Raw genomic sequence first — 16,966 nt, forward strand, 5'->3', positions numbered from 1 at the left:
TTTCCGCCTTTCGATCCGGAGGACGTCACTGCGCTGTCTCCCCCAGATCCAGATCATCGAGACCCACCAGGTCGTGGCCCATCCGGTCGCGTTTGGTGCGCAGGTAGCGCAGGTTCTCGGCATTGGCCCGGACCGGCATGGGCACCCGCTCGGTGATCCGCAGTCCGTAGCCGTCGAGCCCCACCCGTTTGGCCGGGTTGTTGGTGAGCAGCCGCATGGACCGCAGTCCCAGATCGACCAGGATCTGCGCGCCGGTCCCGTAGTCGCGGGCATCGGCGGGCAGGCCGAGCTCGATATTGGCGTCGACCGTGTCGTGGCCCGAATCCTGCAGCTGATAGGCCTGCAGCTTGTGCATGAGCCCGATACCGCGGCCTTCGTGCCCGCGCATGTAGAGCACCACGCCGCGGCCCTCGGCGGCCACCATCTCCAGGGCCGCATCCAGCTGCGGCCCGCAGTCGCAGCGCAGCGAACCGAACACATCACCGGTCAGGCACTCCGAATGCACCCGGACCAGCATGTCCTCGCCGTCACCGACCTCCCCGCGGACCAGCGCGACATGTTCGACATCGTCATAGATGCTCTGGTACCCGACGGCGGTGAACTCGCCGTGCACGGTCGGGATACGCGCCTGCGCCACCCGCACGACATGCTTCTCGTGCTTACGCCGCCAGGCGATCATCTCCGCGATCGAGATCAGCGCCAGTTCGTGCTCGTCGGCGAAAACTCGCAGCTCATCGGTGCGGGCCATATGCCCGTCTTCCTTCTGGCTGACGATCTCGCAGATCACCCCGGCCGGCCGCAGCCCGGCCATCCGTGCCAGATCCACGGCGGCCTCGGTATGACCGGGCCGCCGGAGCACGCCCCCGTCCTTGGCGCGCAGCGGCACCACATGACCGGGACGGGTGAAATCGTTCGGTTTGGCATCGCCGTCGGCCAGCAGCCGGATGGTGGTGGCCCGGTCGGCACCGGAGATACCGGTGGTCACGCCTTCGCGGGCATCCACCGACACCGTGTACGCGGTGCCGTGCTTGTCCTGGTTCACCGCGTACATCGGCGGCAATCCCAGCCGATCGCAATCGTCACCGGTGAGCGGTACACAGATGTAACCCGAGGTGTAGCGGATCATGAACGCCACGAGCTCCGGGGTGGCCTTCTCCGCGGCGAAGATGAGGTCGCCCTCGTTCTCCCGGTCCTCGTCGTCGACCACGACGACCGGTTTACCGGCCGCGATATCGGCGACCGCGCGCTCGATGCTGTCGAACCTGGTCACGTCTGTAATGCTCCATCTCGATAGGTCCCCGATCACACTACTGGGTCTGTTCGGCCGGTTCGGGCGCGGCCGCAGTCATCAACCGCGCTGCTGGAGGCGCTCGACGTACTTGGCGATCACATCGACCTCGAGGTTCACGACGGTCCCGGGGGTGGATGCGCCCAGATCGGTGAGACTCAGCGTGGTCGGGATGAGCGAGACCTCGAACCAATCCCGGTTGCCGTCGGCGGCCGGTGTGTCGGCCCGGCCCAGCCCGGAGACGGTGAGCGAAATGCCGTTCACGGTGATGGAGCCCTTCTCGACCACGTACCGGGCGATCGCGTCGGGCAGCGAGATCCGGACCACTTCCCAGTTGTCCTCCGGGGTCCGGGCCAGGATGGTGCCGGTGCCGTCCACATGCCCCTGGACGATATGGCCCCCGAGCCGGCTGTTCACCGCGGCCGCGCGCTCCAGATTGACCCGCGAACCCGGTTCCAGACCGCCGATACTCGACCGGCGCAGCGTTTCGCCCATGACATCGACGGTGAACGCGTCGTCGACGACGTCGACGACGGTCAGACAGACACCGTTGACCGCGATCGAATCTCCGTGTCCGGCATCGGAGGTGACCACTTTTCCGCGGATCGTCAGCCGCGCCGCGTCGGCGGATTGTTCGCGGGCGACGATTTCGCCCAGTTCCTCGACGATGCCCGTGAACATGTCTTCTCCCGTTCGCGTCGGTGTTCCGCATACGGAACGGCGGGAGTGGTACCGAGTATTCCCAGTTCGCCGTCCACGACCAGACTAGTTCCCGCCCCCCGGCCCGGCCATGACGCGGACCACCCTGCGGGAGCGCCTGGTCGGGCGGCCGCGGCACCGCGGGAGGCGATCCGGAAATTTTCCGATCGAGAGATGGCGGTCACATTCGGCCGGCATTCGCTCATACCACTTCCGACGGGCCGCGATCCGGTCCGGACCGGACTCACTCGCCCTCTCTTTGCCCCACCGATACCGCATCGAAACCCGAAATGTTTCTCGATTTGCACGCTCACAGCGGCTGACGCAATATTGTGAGGTGACCGGTTCACCCACCTCGACCACCCCGCGGTGCGGCCCGGCGCAGTATTCGTACGAGGACGGCCACCGCCGCGGAACACCGTGCGCCACAAGCCATCACGACAACTGGATCCGCCCACGACAGCTCGGGCCGGGGAGACCCCGCACCGCCGCGGTGATCCAGCGTCTCTCGGCGCGGCGACAGTGTTGTCCGGGCACCGGATCCCTGCGGTGACCACACCCGTCGGATCCGTGCGACATCCGCCCCGGTGGATGCCCGCGCCCCGGCCGGGCACACCACCACTCCTCGAGGAAGCCGAACCGCTATGACCACTTTCACCGAATCCGCCCTGGAGCGCCACTGCCGGCGGTACCGGGAGAAGGATCTACTGCCCGCGGTGGTGGATGCCGCCTCCCGACGCATCCTGCTGCACGTGGGCGCCACCTACGGCGCCGTCACCATGCCGACCGAACTCGGTGAACAGGTCCTGGGGCAGCTGCGGGCGGCGGGTATCGCCGGTCCGGTCTTCGCCCATCCGCGGGCGCGACGCTGGACCTTCCTGACCGGCCCCACCCGGCACGACGAATTCACCGCCGCCGCGGCCGCCGAACTCTTCCGCCTCTACACCACCGTCGCGGGCACCGGCAGCCAGATCGTGCTGCCCTCGGCCGAGGACGAGGCCAGCGGCTACCGCCTGTGGGTGGCGGGGCCGGACGCGCTGGGCACCCGGCCACCACAGCACGTGGTGATCGACGCCGCCCGGGAAAGCGGCGGTCGCGGTCTGCGCTGACCGGTGGCCGTCCGCCCGTCGACGGCACCGGCGGGGGCGTCAGTAGGCGGCGTGGTGCACCGACCGGCTCGACTCGGCCTGCCGGCGCAGTTTCTCCACCGTCGCGCCGGGATCCTCGGTGTTGTACACCGCCGAACCCGCCACGAAGCAGTCGATACCGGCCGCCGCGGCCTGCTCGATGGTGTCGGCGTTGATTCCGCCGTCGATCTCCACCACCAGGCGCAGCTCCCCCGCATCGACCAGACGCCGCACGATCCGGGCCTTCTCCAGCACCTCCGGAATGAACGACTGTCCGCCGAACCCGGGCTCGACACTCATCACCAGCAGCGTGTCGAAATCGCGCAGAATCTCCAGGTACGGCTCGATGGGGGTGTTCGGCTTCACCGACAACCCAGCCTTGGCGCCGGCGGCCCGGATATCACGCGCCACGGCCACCGGATCCTCGGTCGCCTCGGCATGGAAGGTCACGTTGTAGGCACCCGCTTCCGCGTACGGGGGCGCCCACCGGGCCGGATCCTCGATCATCAGATGGCAGTCCAGCGGAATATCGGTGGCCTTCAGCAAGCTCTGCACCACCGGCAGTCCCAGGGTCAGATTCGGGACGAAATGCGCGTCCATCACATCGACGTGCAACCAGTCGGCGGTCGATACCGCATCGGCCTCGTCGGCCAGCCGGGCGAAATCGGCTGACAGAATCGACGGGGCGATCATCGGGACCGTAGGACGGGTGAACGTGGGCTCGGACGCAGTCACAGCGGGAGTGTATGGCGGTGCCCGCAACGGCGCGGGCCCGGGGGCCGTGTTCGCCGGTGGCGCCTCCGGCAGGGCGTGGTCGCCGCCCATCGGGACCAGACGTGCGGCATCGCGGACCCGGTTTCCCGGCCGGATTCCGCCTGCGGGCGTGCCCCGCCCCCCTCTGTGTGACGATGCGCCCATACACTCGGCTGCGTGATCAATACTTCGGCGGAACAAGGGCTCCACGGTGCCCCGGTGGAGATTCGGGTGGCGGCATCGGTGACGCAGTTGCCGATCGTGCGCGGTCTCGCCGAGACTCTGGTCCTGCTCAGTGATTTCACGCTGGACGAGGTCGCCGATATCCGGCTTGCGGTGGACGAGGCGTGTTCCACGCTGATCGGCCTGGCGGCGCCCGAGACGAGCCTGCAGTGTGTGTTCAGCATCGGCGACACCGAATTACGGGTGCAGGTCGCCGGGGTGGCGGCGCAGGAGGGACTGCCCGACGCGCGCAGTTTCGGCTGGCACGTCCTACGTACCCTGACCGATTCGGTGGACGCCCGGCAGGACCCCTTCGACCAGCAGGTTTCCGGATATCCGACAGCGGTCGAGTTCCGTCGGGTCCGGGGGAAAGCGTAGTGAGCGAGCAGGACAAGCCGCTCGAATCTCCCGAGGACGAGCACGACCGGGAATCGGCGAGCGAGGCCGACACCGCCGAAGCCGATGCCGAGGCCGATACCGAAACCCGCGAGGAGCTGGAGAACTCGTCCTCGGCGGGCGGATACGACGATGTCGCGGATCTGTTCGTCCGGCTCGCCGCTGCCGAACCGGATTCGGCGGAGCAGGCGGCGCTGCGCAACGAGTTGATCGCGCGCTGCATTCCGCTGGCCGACCATATCGCCCGGAAGTTCAGTGGTCGCGGCGAACCGTTCGACGATCTGACCCAGGTGGCCCGGGTGGGCCTGGTGCACGCGGTGGACCGCTTCGATATCTCGCGCGGTTCGAACTTCCTGTCGTTCGCGGTGCCCACGATCATGGGCGAGGTGCGCCGGTATTTCCGGGACAACACCTGGGCGATGCGGGTGCCGCGCCGGGTCAAGGAGACCCATCTGCGGATCGGCGCGGCGGTGGATTCGCTGTCGCAGTCGCTGGGTCGTTCGCCGACGGCGAAGGAGATCGCCGCCGAGCTGGATGTCGATCCGGACGAAGTGACCCAGGCCGTGATCGCGGGTAACGCCTATCAGCCGACATCGATCGACGCCGCCTCGGTGGGACGCGATACGGACGCGTCCCTGCTGGACACGCTCGGCGAAGAGGAAGCGCAGTTCGACCGGGTCGAAGAATACGTGGCGATCCGGCCGCTGCTGGCCGGGTTGCCCGAGCGGGAGCGGCGGATTCTCACCATGCGGTTCTTCGAGTCGATGACCCAGACGCAGATCGCGCAGCAGATGGGTATTTCGCAGATGCACGTATCGCGCATTCTCGCCAAGACGCTGGCCCGATTGCGCGAGCAGTCGTCCCGGGAGTAACCGCCGCACCTGTTGTGCCTGCTTCGCCGTTCGGTCTACCCTCATCTTTGAGAGTATGAGCGGGTATTTATCTCAAATGACCATTCCGAGAGCCCGCTTTTCTCCCCCAGCAACCGATCAGCCGGATCAGCCCGTAATCCGGCGCTCCTGCGGGTCGCGCGTCGACGACGACGCGGCGGAAGGTGATGTGAGTTATGACCGCTGAAACCATCGCCCGGCAATGCACCCTGTGCGAAGCGCACTGCGGCATCCTGGTGACCGTCGAGGACACGAAGGTGGCCAAGGTCGAGGGCAATCCCGACGATGTGCTGTCCAAGGGCTACATCTGTCCCAAGGCCACCGCCATGGCGGGCCTGCACGATGATCCGGACCGGCTGCGTACCCCGGTGCGCCGGGTCGGCGAGAGATTCGAGCCCATCGGCTGGGACGAGGCCTTCCGCGAGATCGGCAGCCGCCTGCGCCGGGTGCGCCGGGAGCACGGACCGCATGCGGTGGGCATGTACCTGGGCAATCCGGCCGCCCACAATTCGGCGATCATGTACGCCTTCGCGCTGCGCGTGGCGCTGATGACCCGCAATTTCTACACGGCCTCCTCGATCGACCAGTTCCCGCAGGAATTCGTGGCCTGGCAGATGTACGGCTCGAATTTCCTCATGCCCATCGCCGATATCGACCGCACCGACCGGATGGTGATCATCGGCGCCAACCCCGCGGTATCCAACGGATCGGTCACCACCATGCCGGGCGCTCGCGACCGCATCAAGGATGTGCGCGCCCGCGGCGGCAAGGTCGTGGTGATCGATCCACGGCGTACCGAGACAGCCCGCCTGGCCGACGAGCACATCTCGGTCCTGCCGGGTGGCGATCCCTATCTGCTGCTGGCCGTCCTGCACGTACTGATCACCGAGGACCTCTGCGACCGGACCGCTGTCCGCGCCCAGTGCGCCGGACTGGACGAACTCCGCGAACTGGTCGCAGATTTCCCGCCCGAGGATGCCGCACCCTACGCCGGTGTGGACGCCGAGACGATCCGGCGGCTGGCCCGCGAGCACGCGGCCGCGAAATCGGCGGTGATGTACGCGCGGATCGGGGTGTGCCAGACGCTGACCGGCACCGTCACCCACTGGCTGGTCAATACCATCAACGCGATCACCGGAAACCTCGACAGTCCGGGCGGCCAGATGTATGCCACCCCGGCCGTGGACCTGCTGCCGCTGGCGCGCCGGGTGCCGCCGTCCTACGGCGCGTGGACCGACCGATCCGGTAAGTACAAATCGTTCCGGTTCGAACTGCCGGTCGCCGCGCTGGCCTCGGAGATTCTCGACGACGGCCCGGACCGTATCCGCGCCATGATCACCTACGCGGGCAACCCGGTCCTGTCCACCCCGCAGCGCGGACAGCTCGACAAGGCGCTGGCTTCGCTGGATTTCTATGTGGCCGTGGACATGTACATCACCGAGACCACCCGGCACGCCGACATCATCCTGCCGCCGCTGTCGCCGCTGGAACGCGAGGACCTCGACATCCTGCTCACCATGTTCAGCGTGCACAACAACATTCGTTTCAACGCGCGAGCGGTCGCACCCGAGCAGGAGGGACTGGAGGACTGGGAGATCATGGCGCGGCTGACCACCGAGATCCTGCCGCTTCCGCTGCGCCCGCTCACCGGCCGCGCCCTCAACGCGGTCTTCGCCCGGTTCAGCCCGCTGCGGGCCGCGGCACTCGGTATCGCGGTCGGCCCGCACGGCGTACTGCGCCGGGGCCGTAAGGGCGTGACCTTGCAGAAGGTGCGCGAAGCCCGCGGCGGTATCGACCTGGGCCCGCTGCAGCCACGGCTGCATTCGCTCATCGCCACCGCCGACCGCTTAGTCCAGCTGGCGCCGCGGCAGTTCCTCACCGAGGCACGCCGGCTCCTCGACGAGGCGCGCGCGGGTGGCGCGGACCGCGACCTCGGTTTCGATCTACGCCTCATCGGCCGGCGCCATCTGCGCAGCAACAATTCCTGGCTGCACAATGTGCCGTCGATGGTGAAGGGCCGCGACCGCTGCACCGCGCTCATGCACCCGCAGGACGCGACCGCGCGCGGACTGTCCGACGGCGGCCGGGTCACGGTGAGCTCACCCATCGGCTCCATCGTGGTGCCGGTGGAGATCAGCGACGAGATCCGGCCGGGTACGGTCGCCATCCCGCACGGCTGGGGTCACGGCGAGCCGGGCGTCGGCTGGACCGTCGCGGCCGCGGTACCGGGCGCGAACGTGAACCTGCTACACGATCCGGAACAGGTGGACCGTATCTCCGGTAATGCCGCGGTCAACAGCACCTGGGTGAAGGTCCACGCCGTCTAGGCCCGCCGAGGGCCGGGACCGTCCCGACTCGCCCCCGGTGGGATCGTACGGTCACAGCTCGCGCTCACGGGCGCGCCGTAACCGCGCGGGCGCGACCAGCCACCAGGCCGCGTCCAGCAGTTCGCGCAACTGCCCGGGGTCGACACGGTGGAGGTCGATGAGGATATAGGGGTAGCCGTCGTAGTGCGGGGTGGTGTAAAAGGCAGGGTCGCCGGCGGCCAGCAGCGCCTCCTTCTCCACCATCTCGCAGCGCAGCGCGAGACCGCCCTCGGCTTCGGTACGCAAGCGCGCGAAACTCTTGCCCGCCGCTTTCAGCGCCGGGGTGCGGTAGGACGTCGATTCGGCGACCTCCGGTAGCTCGGTGGCCATCCGGACCACGTGCGCCCAGGTGATACCCATAGCGACAGTGTGCCGGGCGCGGACGCGGCAGGTTCGGAAATCCGTCGCCACTCGCGCGCGCCCGGCGGTTACGCCGGTTTGCGCAGCGCGGCCACGAACATGGCGTCGGTCCCGTGCCGGTGCGGCCACAGCTGGACGGCCGGGCCCGCGCCGAGCCCGGTGACCCCGGGGAGCAGCGGGCGGGCGTCGAGTTGTTCGGCACCAGTTCGTCGAACCGTATCCGCCACTACGGCAACGGTTTCCGGCAGATGGGGCGAGCAGGTGGAATACACCACCACACCACCGGGGCGCACCAGGTCCCAGGCCGCGGTCAGCAGTTCGCGCTGGAGAGCAACCAGATCGGCGGTATCACCGGGGGTCCGCCGCCACCGGGCCTCCGGGCGGCGGCGCAGCGCGCCGAGGCCGGTACACGGGGCGTCCACCAAGATGCGGTCGTAGCCGGCGGCCAGGCCGCTGTCGCGGCCGTCGGCGATATGCACCTGCACGGGCAGCCCGCGCGTCGCGGTGCGGACCAGTTCGGCCCGGTGCCGGGCCGGCTCGACCGCGTCGACCCGGAAACCGTCGATATCGGCCAGTGCCCCGAGCAGCGCCGCCTTCCCGCCCGGACCGGCGCACAGGTCCAGCCAGCGGCCGCCGTCGGTGCCGTGCAGCGGGGCGCGGGTGAGCGCCAGGGCTACCAGCTGACTGCCCTCGTCCTGGACCGCGGCCATGCCCTCCCGCACCGGTTCCAGCGCGCCCGGGTCACCGCCCTCCAGATACACCGCGTACGGCGACCACCGGCCCTCCTCGCCACCGGTGACCAGCGCGAGTTCCTCGGCGGTGATATCGCCGGGACGCGCCACCAGGTGCACCAGCGGCCGGGCGTCGTCGGCGGCGAGCAGGTCCGGCAGTTCACCCGCGTCCGCGCCCAGCGCATCGGCGAACGCCTGCGCGATCCACATCGGATGGGCGTATTCGAAGGCCATGCGGCCGATCGGATCGGTGGGGGCAAGCCGCTCGATCCACTCCCGCGGACTCCGCTCGGCGACCCGGCGCAGCACCGCATTGACGAAACCGGAACGCCCCGTACCGGATTCGGCACGGGCGAATTCGACCGCGGTGTGCACCGCGGCGTGCGGTTCGACCCGGGTGCGCAGCAATTGGTAGGCGCCGAGGCGCAGGATATCCAGCAGCGAGCCGTCGATCTCGTCGATCTCACGGCCGGCGCAGTCGGCGATCACCGCGTCGAGCACACCCAGGGCCCGGCACGCTCCGTAACCGAGTTCGGTGGCCAGGGCCGCGTCACGCCCCTCCACCCGATACTCGCGCAGCAGTCCGGGCAGCACCAGGTTGGCGTAGGCGTCCCGTTCGCGGACGGCGCGCAGGGTCTCCAGCGCCACGGTGCGCGCCGGATCCGCCGGCGTGCGCCGGGTGCGTGCGGCACCGTCACTCCGCCCGGGCCGGTCCCGGTCCGGGCCGTCGGCCCGTTTCCCGGCGGTCCGGCCCTGCGCCGATCCCCGGCGCCGATCCCCGCGCCGGTCGTCCCGGCTGTCATCCGTTCGTTTCCGGGCGGCATCGGTGCCCCCGGCGGCTCCACTCCGGCCGGGACGGTCGGAGTCTCCGGCCGGGCGGCGGGCCCGACTCGCAGCGTTCTCGCGGTCGGGACGACGACCGCCACCCGCACCGCGACCGGGCTCGGCCTCGCGGTGTGGCGGCTTCCCGCGGCCCCCGCCGGGCTCACCGGATCCCCTGGTCTCCCGGCGTCGACGTGGGTCGGCGATGCCCTCAGGGTTACCCCGGGAATCCGCGGCCGGACGATCTCGGCGGGAACCGGCCGGGCGGTCCGGCCGGTCACCGGCCGGACGCCGGTCGGTACGGGAACCGCCCTGGCGCCGATCCTGCCGCGAGCCGGCCGGCGGCTCGCCCCGGCGGAAACCTGTCGAGCGCTGGTCCTGCCGGGCCCCGTCCGACCGCTCGCCCTGCCGGGAATCATCCGCACGCTCGCCCCGGCGGAAACCACCCGGACGCCGGTCCTGCGCGGACCCGGACACACGCGCGCCCCGGCGAGAACCGCCCTCGCGCTGGTCCTGCCGGGATTCGGCCGGACGCCGACCCGATGCGGGCCCCGCCGAACGGCCGCCCCGCCCGGGATCACCCCGGCGCTCCGGCGATTCGTTGCCGGGGGCGTCGGATTCGGCCGCGGGGGGTTCGGCGTGACGCCGGAAGCTCCGGGGCCGGTCGTCGCTCGCGCCGGTCATTCGACCACCGCGCCGGGCGCCAGACGGGCACCGCGCGCCCAGTCGAGTGCGGCCATCATCCGTTTGCCCTGCGGCTGCACCTGGTCCAACCGCACCGCGGTGGTGGCGGTACCGACGAGAACACCGGTTTTGCGCACCTCGATCTGCCGCTCGGGCAGCACCTCTTCGACCAGTTCCACCGGACCCAGTTTGAGCCGATTCCCAGCGACCGTGGTCCAGGCGCCGGGGAACGGAGTCACCGCCCGGATGGCGCGGCCGACGGCCAGCGCGGGCTGATCCCAGCGGACCTGCGCCGCCTCGACGGTGATCTTCGGTGCGTAGGAGACCCCCTCCGCCGGTTGCGGTATCGCCTGCAGAGTGCCGTCCTCGACACCGTCGAGGGTCTGCTCCAGCAGCGCGGCGCCGCTGTCGGACAGCCGGCCCAGGAGATCGGCGGCGGTATCGGTGACCGCGATCCGCTCGGTCACCACACCGTAGACGGGCCCGGTGTCCAGACCGGTCTCGATCCGGAAAGTGGACGCGCCGGTGATCTCGTCGCCGGCCGCGATGGCGGCCTGGACCGGTGCCGCGCCACGCCAGGCGGGCAGCAGGGAGAAATGCAGATTGATCCAGCCGTACTTCGGGATCTCCAGCACCCGCGACGGTAGCAAGGCGCCGTAGGCGACCACCGGGCAGCAGTCCGGCGCCAGCTCCGTGAGCGCCTCGACGAATTCGGGATCGCCGGGCATACCCGGGGTGAGGACCGGAATACCCTGTTCGTCGGCGAGTTGCCCGACCGGCGAGCGTTTCAGCTTCCGGCCGCGCCCCGCGACGGCGTCGGGCCGCGTCACCACGGCGACCACCTCGTGCCGGGAATCGAGGAGCCGGCGTAGCGATGGAACCGCCGGGTCGGGAGTACCGGCGAAGACGATCCGCATCAGCGGTCCCGCTCGGCGAGCGCGCGGCTCGGCCGGACGGTCAGCCCGGCGATGAACCAGTCGGATTCACGGATGGTGCGCATGGCCTGCTTCCGGTCGGGGGCATCGAGCCGGTCGATGAACAGTGTGCCGTCCAGATGATCTGTTTCGTGCTGCACACAGCGCGCCAGCAGCCCTTCGGCCTCGAATTCGACCGGGTTGCCGTCCACATCCACGCCGGTCGCCCGCACCCGCATGGCCCGCCTCGTATCGTGATTGACCCCCGGGATCGACAGACAGCCCTCCGGACCGATCTGTTCCTCCTCGTCCAGCGCGGTCCAGCTCGGGTTGATCAGATGCCCGCGGGCGTCGTGGGTGTCGTAGACGAACACCCGCAGGCCCACACCGATCTGCGGGGCCGCCATCCCCACTCCGCCGTCGTCGTACATGGTGTCGGTCAGATCGGTCACCAGCTGCCGCAGTTCGGGGCCGAACTCGGTGACCTCCGCCGCGCGGGCTCGCAGGATCGGATCGCCGAAGAGGCGGACGGACTGGACGGTCACGGTAGCTCCCGAAGACAGGTGGCAGGGCAGGAAGGTTTCATTCTAGGTAGCCCGGCACGACCGTGCGCGAGGCGTCCGCGCACACCTTCCGTTCACTCCGGACAACCGGTTCTACCGGCCGGGTCCCGCGCCGGTTCCCGAGCGTGTGCGATGTGCGGTCGACCGCCCGGAGAACGGCGACCATCGTGCGAACCTACTCGGGTCGGTCGAGCCGCACATCTGCGTACACCTCTCGTCCTCCCCGGACGGTCACCATTCGGGGCCGGATCGCGAAAGCCCCGGGCCCGGGGCGCCGCCGGCGACTCCCGGCATCAGATGTTCCCGCCGATGATCACCTGGGGGATCCCGGTGCCGAGCGGCACCGGGACGCATACCGGTTCGGAGGCGTGTTCGGGGTCGAGGATCTCGAACAGCAACTGGACCACGTACGGGTCGTAGACCATGTGGAAATGACCGGTGAGGTCGACGGGGCAGCGGTCCTGCAGGACGATGTTGTGTGCCCCCGGTCCGCGCAGGGCGATATTGCCGAAGGGCTGGATCACCTCGTCGACCCGGCTGCCGACCGTGGTGTAGCGCACCCCCGGCACGGTGTCGCCGCCCGCGTTGAGTTCCCGCATGAACGGCGAACCCTGCACCTGCTGGACCGCCGCCACGGAGACCGCCCGGGTCGCCAGGTCCATCGCGCCCGGAAGCTGCTCGGCGATCGGGACCAGGCCGTACAGCACCCCGCCGTAGGTGGGCGAGGCCAGGCCGACCCAGTTGCCGACATTCGGCGCGCCGCCGAGTTTGTTGATGTAGTACCGGGTGACATTGGCGCCCTGGGAGAACCCGACCAGATCGACCTGCCGGGCTCCCGTCGCGGCGCGTACCTCGTCGACGAACTGCACAATCTGGTAGGCGCTGAGCACGATGTCCTCGGTGCCGTAGGTACCGGCGCCCGGTTTACCTCCGTAGTTCAGGGCGAAGACACAGAAGCCGTGGTCCACGAGCTGCGGCCCGATAACCGACCAGTCGGTGTAGGCGCTCGCGTCGGTACCGTGCGCGAGGATCACCGGTCGCGGATGGGCCGCGTTCGGGACACATCCGAAATCGTTGACGCCCCGAGGCACCGCGTCCGGATGGGATTTCATATAGAGCACCGCTCCCAGGTGGTCGGGTTGGGGCGGAGCGGGGTCCGTGGGGACCGACGCGGGAAGGTAACCGGCCGGCTGGGCGGTGCTCTCGACACTCGCGAGCAACACCGACCCAGCCAGTGCGACAGCCACGGTCACCGCCCGCAGGACACGCCTGCCGGTTTGTGAACCGCCCCGCCCCATCGGCCATCGAAGTTGTTTCACAACACAATCTTCTACCCTGCCGGCCCGGCGGAACACCGGGGCCGGAGGTTTTGATCACCCCGTTACTTTCCAGAGTCCTCGTCTCCGGCGAGGATGCGGTACAACGCTTTCCGGGCATCGGTGAGCACCTCGGCCGCCTTGGCCGCCTGCTCCGGCGTGCCTGCCGCCGCCACCTGCGCGACTGCGCCCATGAGCGGGCCGATCAGGGCCCGCAGATCGCTGGTGTGCGCGCCGACTCCTTCCTTGACGTCGGCCCACGGGTCCCCGAGCTCCGCCCGGTTCTCCGTCACGTGAGCCGTCCCTGTCTCGGTCAGTTGCGCGGTCTTGCGGCCGGCGACTTTCTCGATAGTGATCAGACCCTCGTCCTCCAACTGTGACAGCGCCGGGTAGATGGATCCGGGGCTGGGCCGCCAGAGGTCGTCACTGCGTTCGCGGATCTGCTGGATCAACTCGTAGCCGTGCATGGGGCGCTCGGCGAGCAGCAGCAGGATCGCCGCCCGGACGTCGCCGCGCCGCCCCCGGCCACCCCGGCCGCGGCCGCGTCCGAAGCCCGGGCCGAAACCCGGACCGAATCCGGGGCCGAACCCGGGACCGAAGTCCCCGCCGAAACCCGGACCGAATCCGGGCGGGCCACCGTGCCGGAACTGGCCACCCGGACCGAAGCCGCCCGGACGTGGGCCGCGCCCACGACGTCCGCGACCCCTGCGGAATTCTGTGTTCTCGATGTTTTCCATAGCAGCCTCCTGAGCTACTCGATCGGTTTGCATAGCATCGACGATATATCGACAATCTATCCAATGCAACCATTGGCCGAGTAATTCCTCGATCCTCCCGAGACCACGCATCCGCCCCGTGAAATCGGCGGGCATACCGGGGCGGACCACCGCAACAGGAAAGAGCACGCCGGAGGTCGGCGGGATCGGCCGACGTATCGCGGCCGACGAGAACGCCCGCGATACGTATGTCGGATATGCCCGCACACCGGTGGCGTCGCGCCAACGTGAAAAGGGAAGCCTGCTCGCGCGGTCTCCCGGAAGAGCCCGAGGCGCCACGCGTCCCCGGTGCGGGCGGGTCAGCCTATTTCCAGCGGGTCCATCTGAATCCGCGGCGGCGACTCCGCCCGCTGACTGCTCCGGATCGCCTGCGCCGCCGTGAGCGCCCGCGCCAGCGCCGCGCCATGTGTTCGCGGCGTACGCAACAGCACCCGTTCGACCTCGGCACCCGGATCGTCGCCGTCGCCGCGCATACCGGAGGGCGGCCGCGCGGCAGCCGGTAGCGGCACCGGGCCCAGCACCTCCACCGCTGCCGGGAGTTCGGCGGCCGCGAGCAGACCGGCGATACCGTCCGGAGTGCCGTCCACCGCCGCCATCCGCACCGCCGGCGGGAACCCGACCTCGGTCCGCTGCGCCAGTTCGGCGGCCGCGTGCCCGGCCGGATCCCAGCGCAGCAGCGCCTGCACGGTCGGCACGGCGGGATCGGCCATCACCAGCACTTCACCGTCGGGCCGCACCAGCGCCGCGGCGCTGAGCCAACGGCGCAGGGCGTCCTCCGCGGCGCGCAGATCGGCGCGGCCGAGCAGCGCCCACCCATCCAGCAGCAGACCCACACCGTAACCACCGACCAGCAACGGTTCGGCCCCGACGGTGGCCACCACGACCTGGGGCCCGGGCGGCACCGTGTCCAGTACGGCCGCGCCGCTGGACCCGCGGATCGGCACCCCGGGGAATGCCCGGCCGAGCTCCTCGGCGGTCCGTCCCGCACCGATGACCACGGCGCGCAACACCCGGCCCCCACAGGTCGGGCAACGGAACGCCGCCTCGGTACGCCCGCACCAGCGGCAGACCGGACTGTGCGCCGCCCCCGGGTCACCGGCGGGACGATCCGACCCGGGCAACGACAGCGGCCCCACACACCGGCGGCAACGGGCGGGTGTACGGCATTTCGTACAGGCGAGCGCCGGAACGTACCCGCGGCGCGGCACCTGCACCAACACCCCGGACCCGGCGGCGAGTGCCTTCCGGGCCGCGGCGAAGGCGGTGGCGGGGATCCGGATCGCCCGCGCCATCGGGTCGCGTTCGAGCGCGGCATCGCTATCCCCCGGGGCGCTGATCCGCGGCGCGGCAGCCCGTACGGTCGCCCGGTCGGCGAGCAGATCGTGGGCCCATCCCGTTTCCACGACGGCCTGGATCTCGGCAGTCCGGGCGAATCCGGCCGCCACGAACGCCGCGCCGGTGTCGTGGGCGCGAAGCATGGCGACCTCCCGCGCGTGCGGGTAGGGGGCACGGGGTTCGGCATAGGTGTCGTCGCCGTCGTCCCAGATCGCGACGAGGCCCAGATCCACCGCGGGCGCGAAAACCGCACTGCGGGTGCCCACCACCACGCGGGCGGTACCGCGCAGAACGGCCAACCAGCGCCGGTATCTGGCCGCCGGGCCCAGCCCCGCCGACAACCCGACGGCCGAATCACCGACCAGCCGTTCACATTCGCGCAGCACCCGGTCGAGATCGCGCTGGTCGGGCACCATCAGGATCGCGCTGCGGCCGTCCGCGGCCACCATCGCCGCGAGCTCGGCCAATCGCCGCGCCCAGTCCTCTCCCGGCAGCGCCTGCCACGCCGCCCGCGGCGCCCGGCGGCCCGCGAGCGCGGTCAGGAAGGCGTCCCCGTGCCGGTATCGGCGCCAGGCGCCGGTGTCCATTCCCGCGGGTAGTGCCGCGCGTCCCGCCGCGTCGGAACGGTCCGGCTCCCGCGCCCCCGCGCTGCCGGTATCCGAGCCGCGCACCACCGGCGAACCACCGGACTCTTCCGGCGCCACCGTGGCTCCGGGCACGTCGACCACACGCAACGGCACCGCCTCGCCGCCCGAGCCGGAACCGACCGTTCGGCCGGCACCCTGCGGCGTGCCTACTCCGCTGTTCGTGCCCGCGTCATTGCCGGTGCCCGGTCCGTGGTCCATGCTCGGCCCGGTCTCCGTACCCGACCCCGCATCCGCGCCCGACCCCGCGTCCGCACCCGAACCCGCGTCCGCACCCGGATCGGCGTCGGCACCGGACCTGGCGTAATTTCCCGACCCGGTGTCCGTCCCCGGCTCGTCGGCCGGACCCGCGCCGGCATGCACACCCGACGCAGCGTCCATACGCGGTTCGGCGTCCGTCCCCCGCACGGCATCTGGGCCGGGCTCAGCGTCCGCACACAACCCGGCTCTCACACCCGATCCGGCGTCCGTTGCCGTCCCCGCATCCGAATCCGATCCGGCGTCCGCACCCAACCCGGCGTCCGTGCCCGGCCCGTCCTGCACACCCGGCCCTGTCTCCGCGTCCGGCCCCGCCGCCCCGGACGCCGCCGAGCCGACCGCGGGAGCGGTCGGGCCGTCCGTCTCGGCGCTCTTCTTCGCCGGCCCCCCGTTCTCCACCCGCGCATGCCGCGGCGGGATCGCCAGGCGCAGTACATCGGCACGGGTCCCGGCGCACCGTGCCGCCACGGTGGTCGCCAGGCGCAGGATCTCCGGGGTGAGCACTTGTTCGGCGGATACCACCCGCTCCAGCCGGACCAGCTTGCCCGGATGATCGGATTCGGCGTGCCGGGACAGCAGATAACCGTCCACCAGCCGCCCCGCGAACCGGACCCGGACGCGGACACCGGGACGGGCGATATCGTCGAGCTCCGGCGGCACCAGATAGTCGAAATCGCGGTCCAGATGCGCGGGGGTGAGCAGCGGCAGCACCCGGGCGATCGGGTTCTCGACCGGCTCGGAGGCCGGGGGCGCGGCCTTCTTCGCGCGTGCAGCCCGGCGACGCGCCGGCCCCGACTCGGCCGACACCCCCGCCGACGCGGG

At 70.4% G+C, this 16,966-nt stretch carries 14 protein-coding genes; 4 read left to right on the forward strand and 10 right to left on the reverse strand.

The genetic code is table 11. The features are described from left to right. Window positions 1-25 precede the first annotated feature (25 nt). Together NF4_RS06980 and NF4_RS06985 are read right to left on the reverse strand one after the other, a co-directional pair. Window positions 26-1,270, reverse strand: coding sequence for a bifunctional 3,4-dihydroxy-2-butanone-4-phosphate synthase/GTP cyclohydrolase II (locus NF4_RS06980; protein WP_063126475.1), 1,245 nt, complete (start codon window positions 1,268-1,270; stop codon window positions 26-28). Between the two features lie 78 nt (window positions 1,271-1,348). Then, complete coding sequence (locus tag NF4_RS06985) at window positions 1,349-1,969, reverse strand: riboflavin synthase (protein WP_063126476.1); 621 nt, start codon at window positions 1,967-1,969, stop codon at window positions 1,349-1,351. A gap of 662 nt (window positions 1,970-2,631) precedes the next feature. Here NF4_RS06985 and NF4_RS06990 point away from each other — a divergent pair. Further along, entirely contained in the window at window positions 2,632-3,096 is a 465-nt protein-coding gene (locus NF4_RS06990) for a hypothetical protein (protein WP_063126477.1), read from the forward strand. Between the two features lie 39 nt (window positions 3,097-3,135). Here NF4_RS06990 and rpe read toward each other — a convergent pair whose 3' ends face one another. Beyond that, window positions 3,136-3,807, reverse strand: a complete 672-nt coding sequence (gene rpe, locus NF4_RS06995; RefSeq protein WP_063126478.1) for a ribulose-phosphate 3-epimerase — start codon at window positions 3,805-3,807, stop codon at window positions 3,136-3,138. A 237-nt stretch (window positions 3,808-4,044) separates the two neighbouring features. Between rpe and NF4_RS07000 the strand changes: the two genes are divergently transcribed. The 3 genes from NF4_RS07000 (at window position 4,045) to NF4_RS07010 (ending at window position 7,702) form a co-directional block, all read left to right on the forward strand. Next, window positions 4,045-4,467 carry an ATP-binding protein gene (locus NF4_RS07000; RefSeq protein ID WP_030521463.1) on the forward strand — a complete coding sequence of 141 codons (423 nt, stop codon included), beginning with the start codon at window positions 4,045-4,047 and terminating at the stop codon, window positions 4,465-4,467. Window positions 4,468-4,583: 116 nt separating this feature from the next. Then, window positions 4,584-5,357 carry a SigB/SigF/SigG family RNA polymerase sigma factor gene (locus NF4_RS07005; RefSeq protein ID WP_063126819.1) on the forward strand — a complete coding sequence of 258 codons (774 nt, stop codon included), beginning with the start codon at window positions 4,584-4,586 and terminating at the stop codon, window positions 5,355-5,357. Between the two features lie 194 nt (window positions 5,358-5,551). After that, the gene (locus tag NF4_RS07010; RefSeq protein ID WP_063126479.1) at window positions 5,552-7,702 is read left to right on the forward strand and encodes a molybdopterin oxidoreductase family protein; all 2,151 of its coding nucleotides are present in this window, start codon (window positions 5,552-5,554) and stop codon (window positions 7,700-7,702) included. A gap of 51 nt (window positions 7,703-7,753) precedes the next feature. Here the strand turns inward: NF4_RS07010 and NF4_RS07015 are convergent, their stop codons facing one another. The 7 genes from NF4_RS07015 to NF4_RS39090 all read right to left on the reverse strand — a co-directional run bounded on the left by NF4_RS07015 (window position 7,754) and on the right by NF4_RS39090 (window position 16,855). Continuing rightward, the gene (locus NF4_RS07015) at window positions 7,754-8,101 is read right to left on the reverse strand and encodes an MmcQ/YjbR family DNA-binding protein (RefSeq protein WP_063126480.1); all 348 of its coding nucleotides are present in this window, start codon (window positions 8,099-8,101) and stop codon (window positions 7,754-7,756) included. A 68-nt stretch (window positions 8,102-8,169) separates the two neighbouring features. After that, window positions 8,170-9,480, reverse strand: coding sequence for an RsmB/NOP family class I SAM-dependent RNA methyltransferase (locus NF4_RS07020; RefSeq protein ID WP_063126820.1), 1,311 nt, complete (start codon window positions 9,478-9,480; stop codon window positions 8,170-8,172). Between the two features lie 854 nt (window positions 9,481-10,334). Then, window positions 10,335-11,255 (reverse strand): methionyl-tRNA formyltransferase, encoded by a 921-nt coding sequence (fmt, locus tag NF4_RS07025; protein WP_063126481.1) that lies wholly within the window; start codon window positions 11,253-11,255, stop codon window positions 10,335-10,337. Beyond that, the gene (gene def, locus NF4_RS07030) at window positions 11,255-11,797 is read right to left on the reverse strand and encodes a peptide deformylase (protein WP_063126482.1); all 543 of its coding nucleotides are present in this window, start codon (window positions 11,795-11,797) and stop codon (window positions 11,255-11,257) included. The genes fmt and def overlap by 1 nt, the downstream gene beginning before the upstream one ends. Before the next feature lie 311 nt (window positions 11,798-12,108). Then, window positions 12,109-13,062 (reverse strand): esterase/lipase family protein, encoded by a 954-nt coding sequence (locus NF4_RS07035; RefSeq protein ID WP_063126821.1) that lies wholly within the window; start codon window positions 13,060-13,062, stop codon window positions 12,109-12,111. Between the two features lie 134 nt (window positions 13,063-13,196). Next, window positions 13,197-13,868, reverse strand: a complete 672-nt coding sequence (locus NF4_RS36325) for a PadR family transcriptional regulator (RefSeq protein ID WP_084532922.1) — start codon at window positions 13,866-13,868, stop codon at window positions 13,197-13,199. A gap of 338 nt (window positions 13,869-14,206) precedes the next feature. Next, window positions 14,207-16,855 (reverse strand): primosomal protein N' family DNA-binding protein, encoded by a 2,649-nt coding sequence (locus tag NF4_RS39090; protein ID WP_439956745.1) that lies wholly within the window; start codon window positions 16,853-16,855, stop codon window positions 14,207-14,209. Between the last annotated feature and the right edge of the window lie 111 nt (window positions 16,856-16,966).

The organism is Nocardia fusca NBRC 14340, assembly GCF_001618425.1.
In the GTDB taxonomy this organism is placed as follows: Bacteria; Actinomycetota; Actinomycetes; order Mycobacteriales; family Mycobacteriaceae; genus Nocardia; species Nocardia fusca.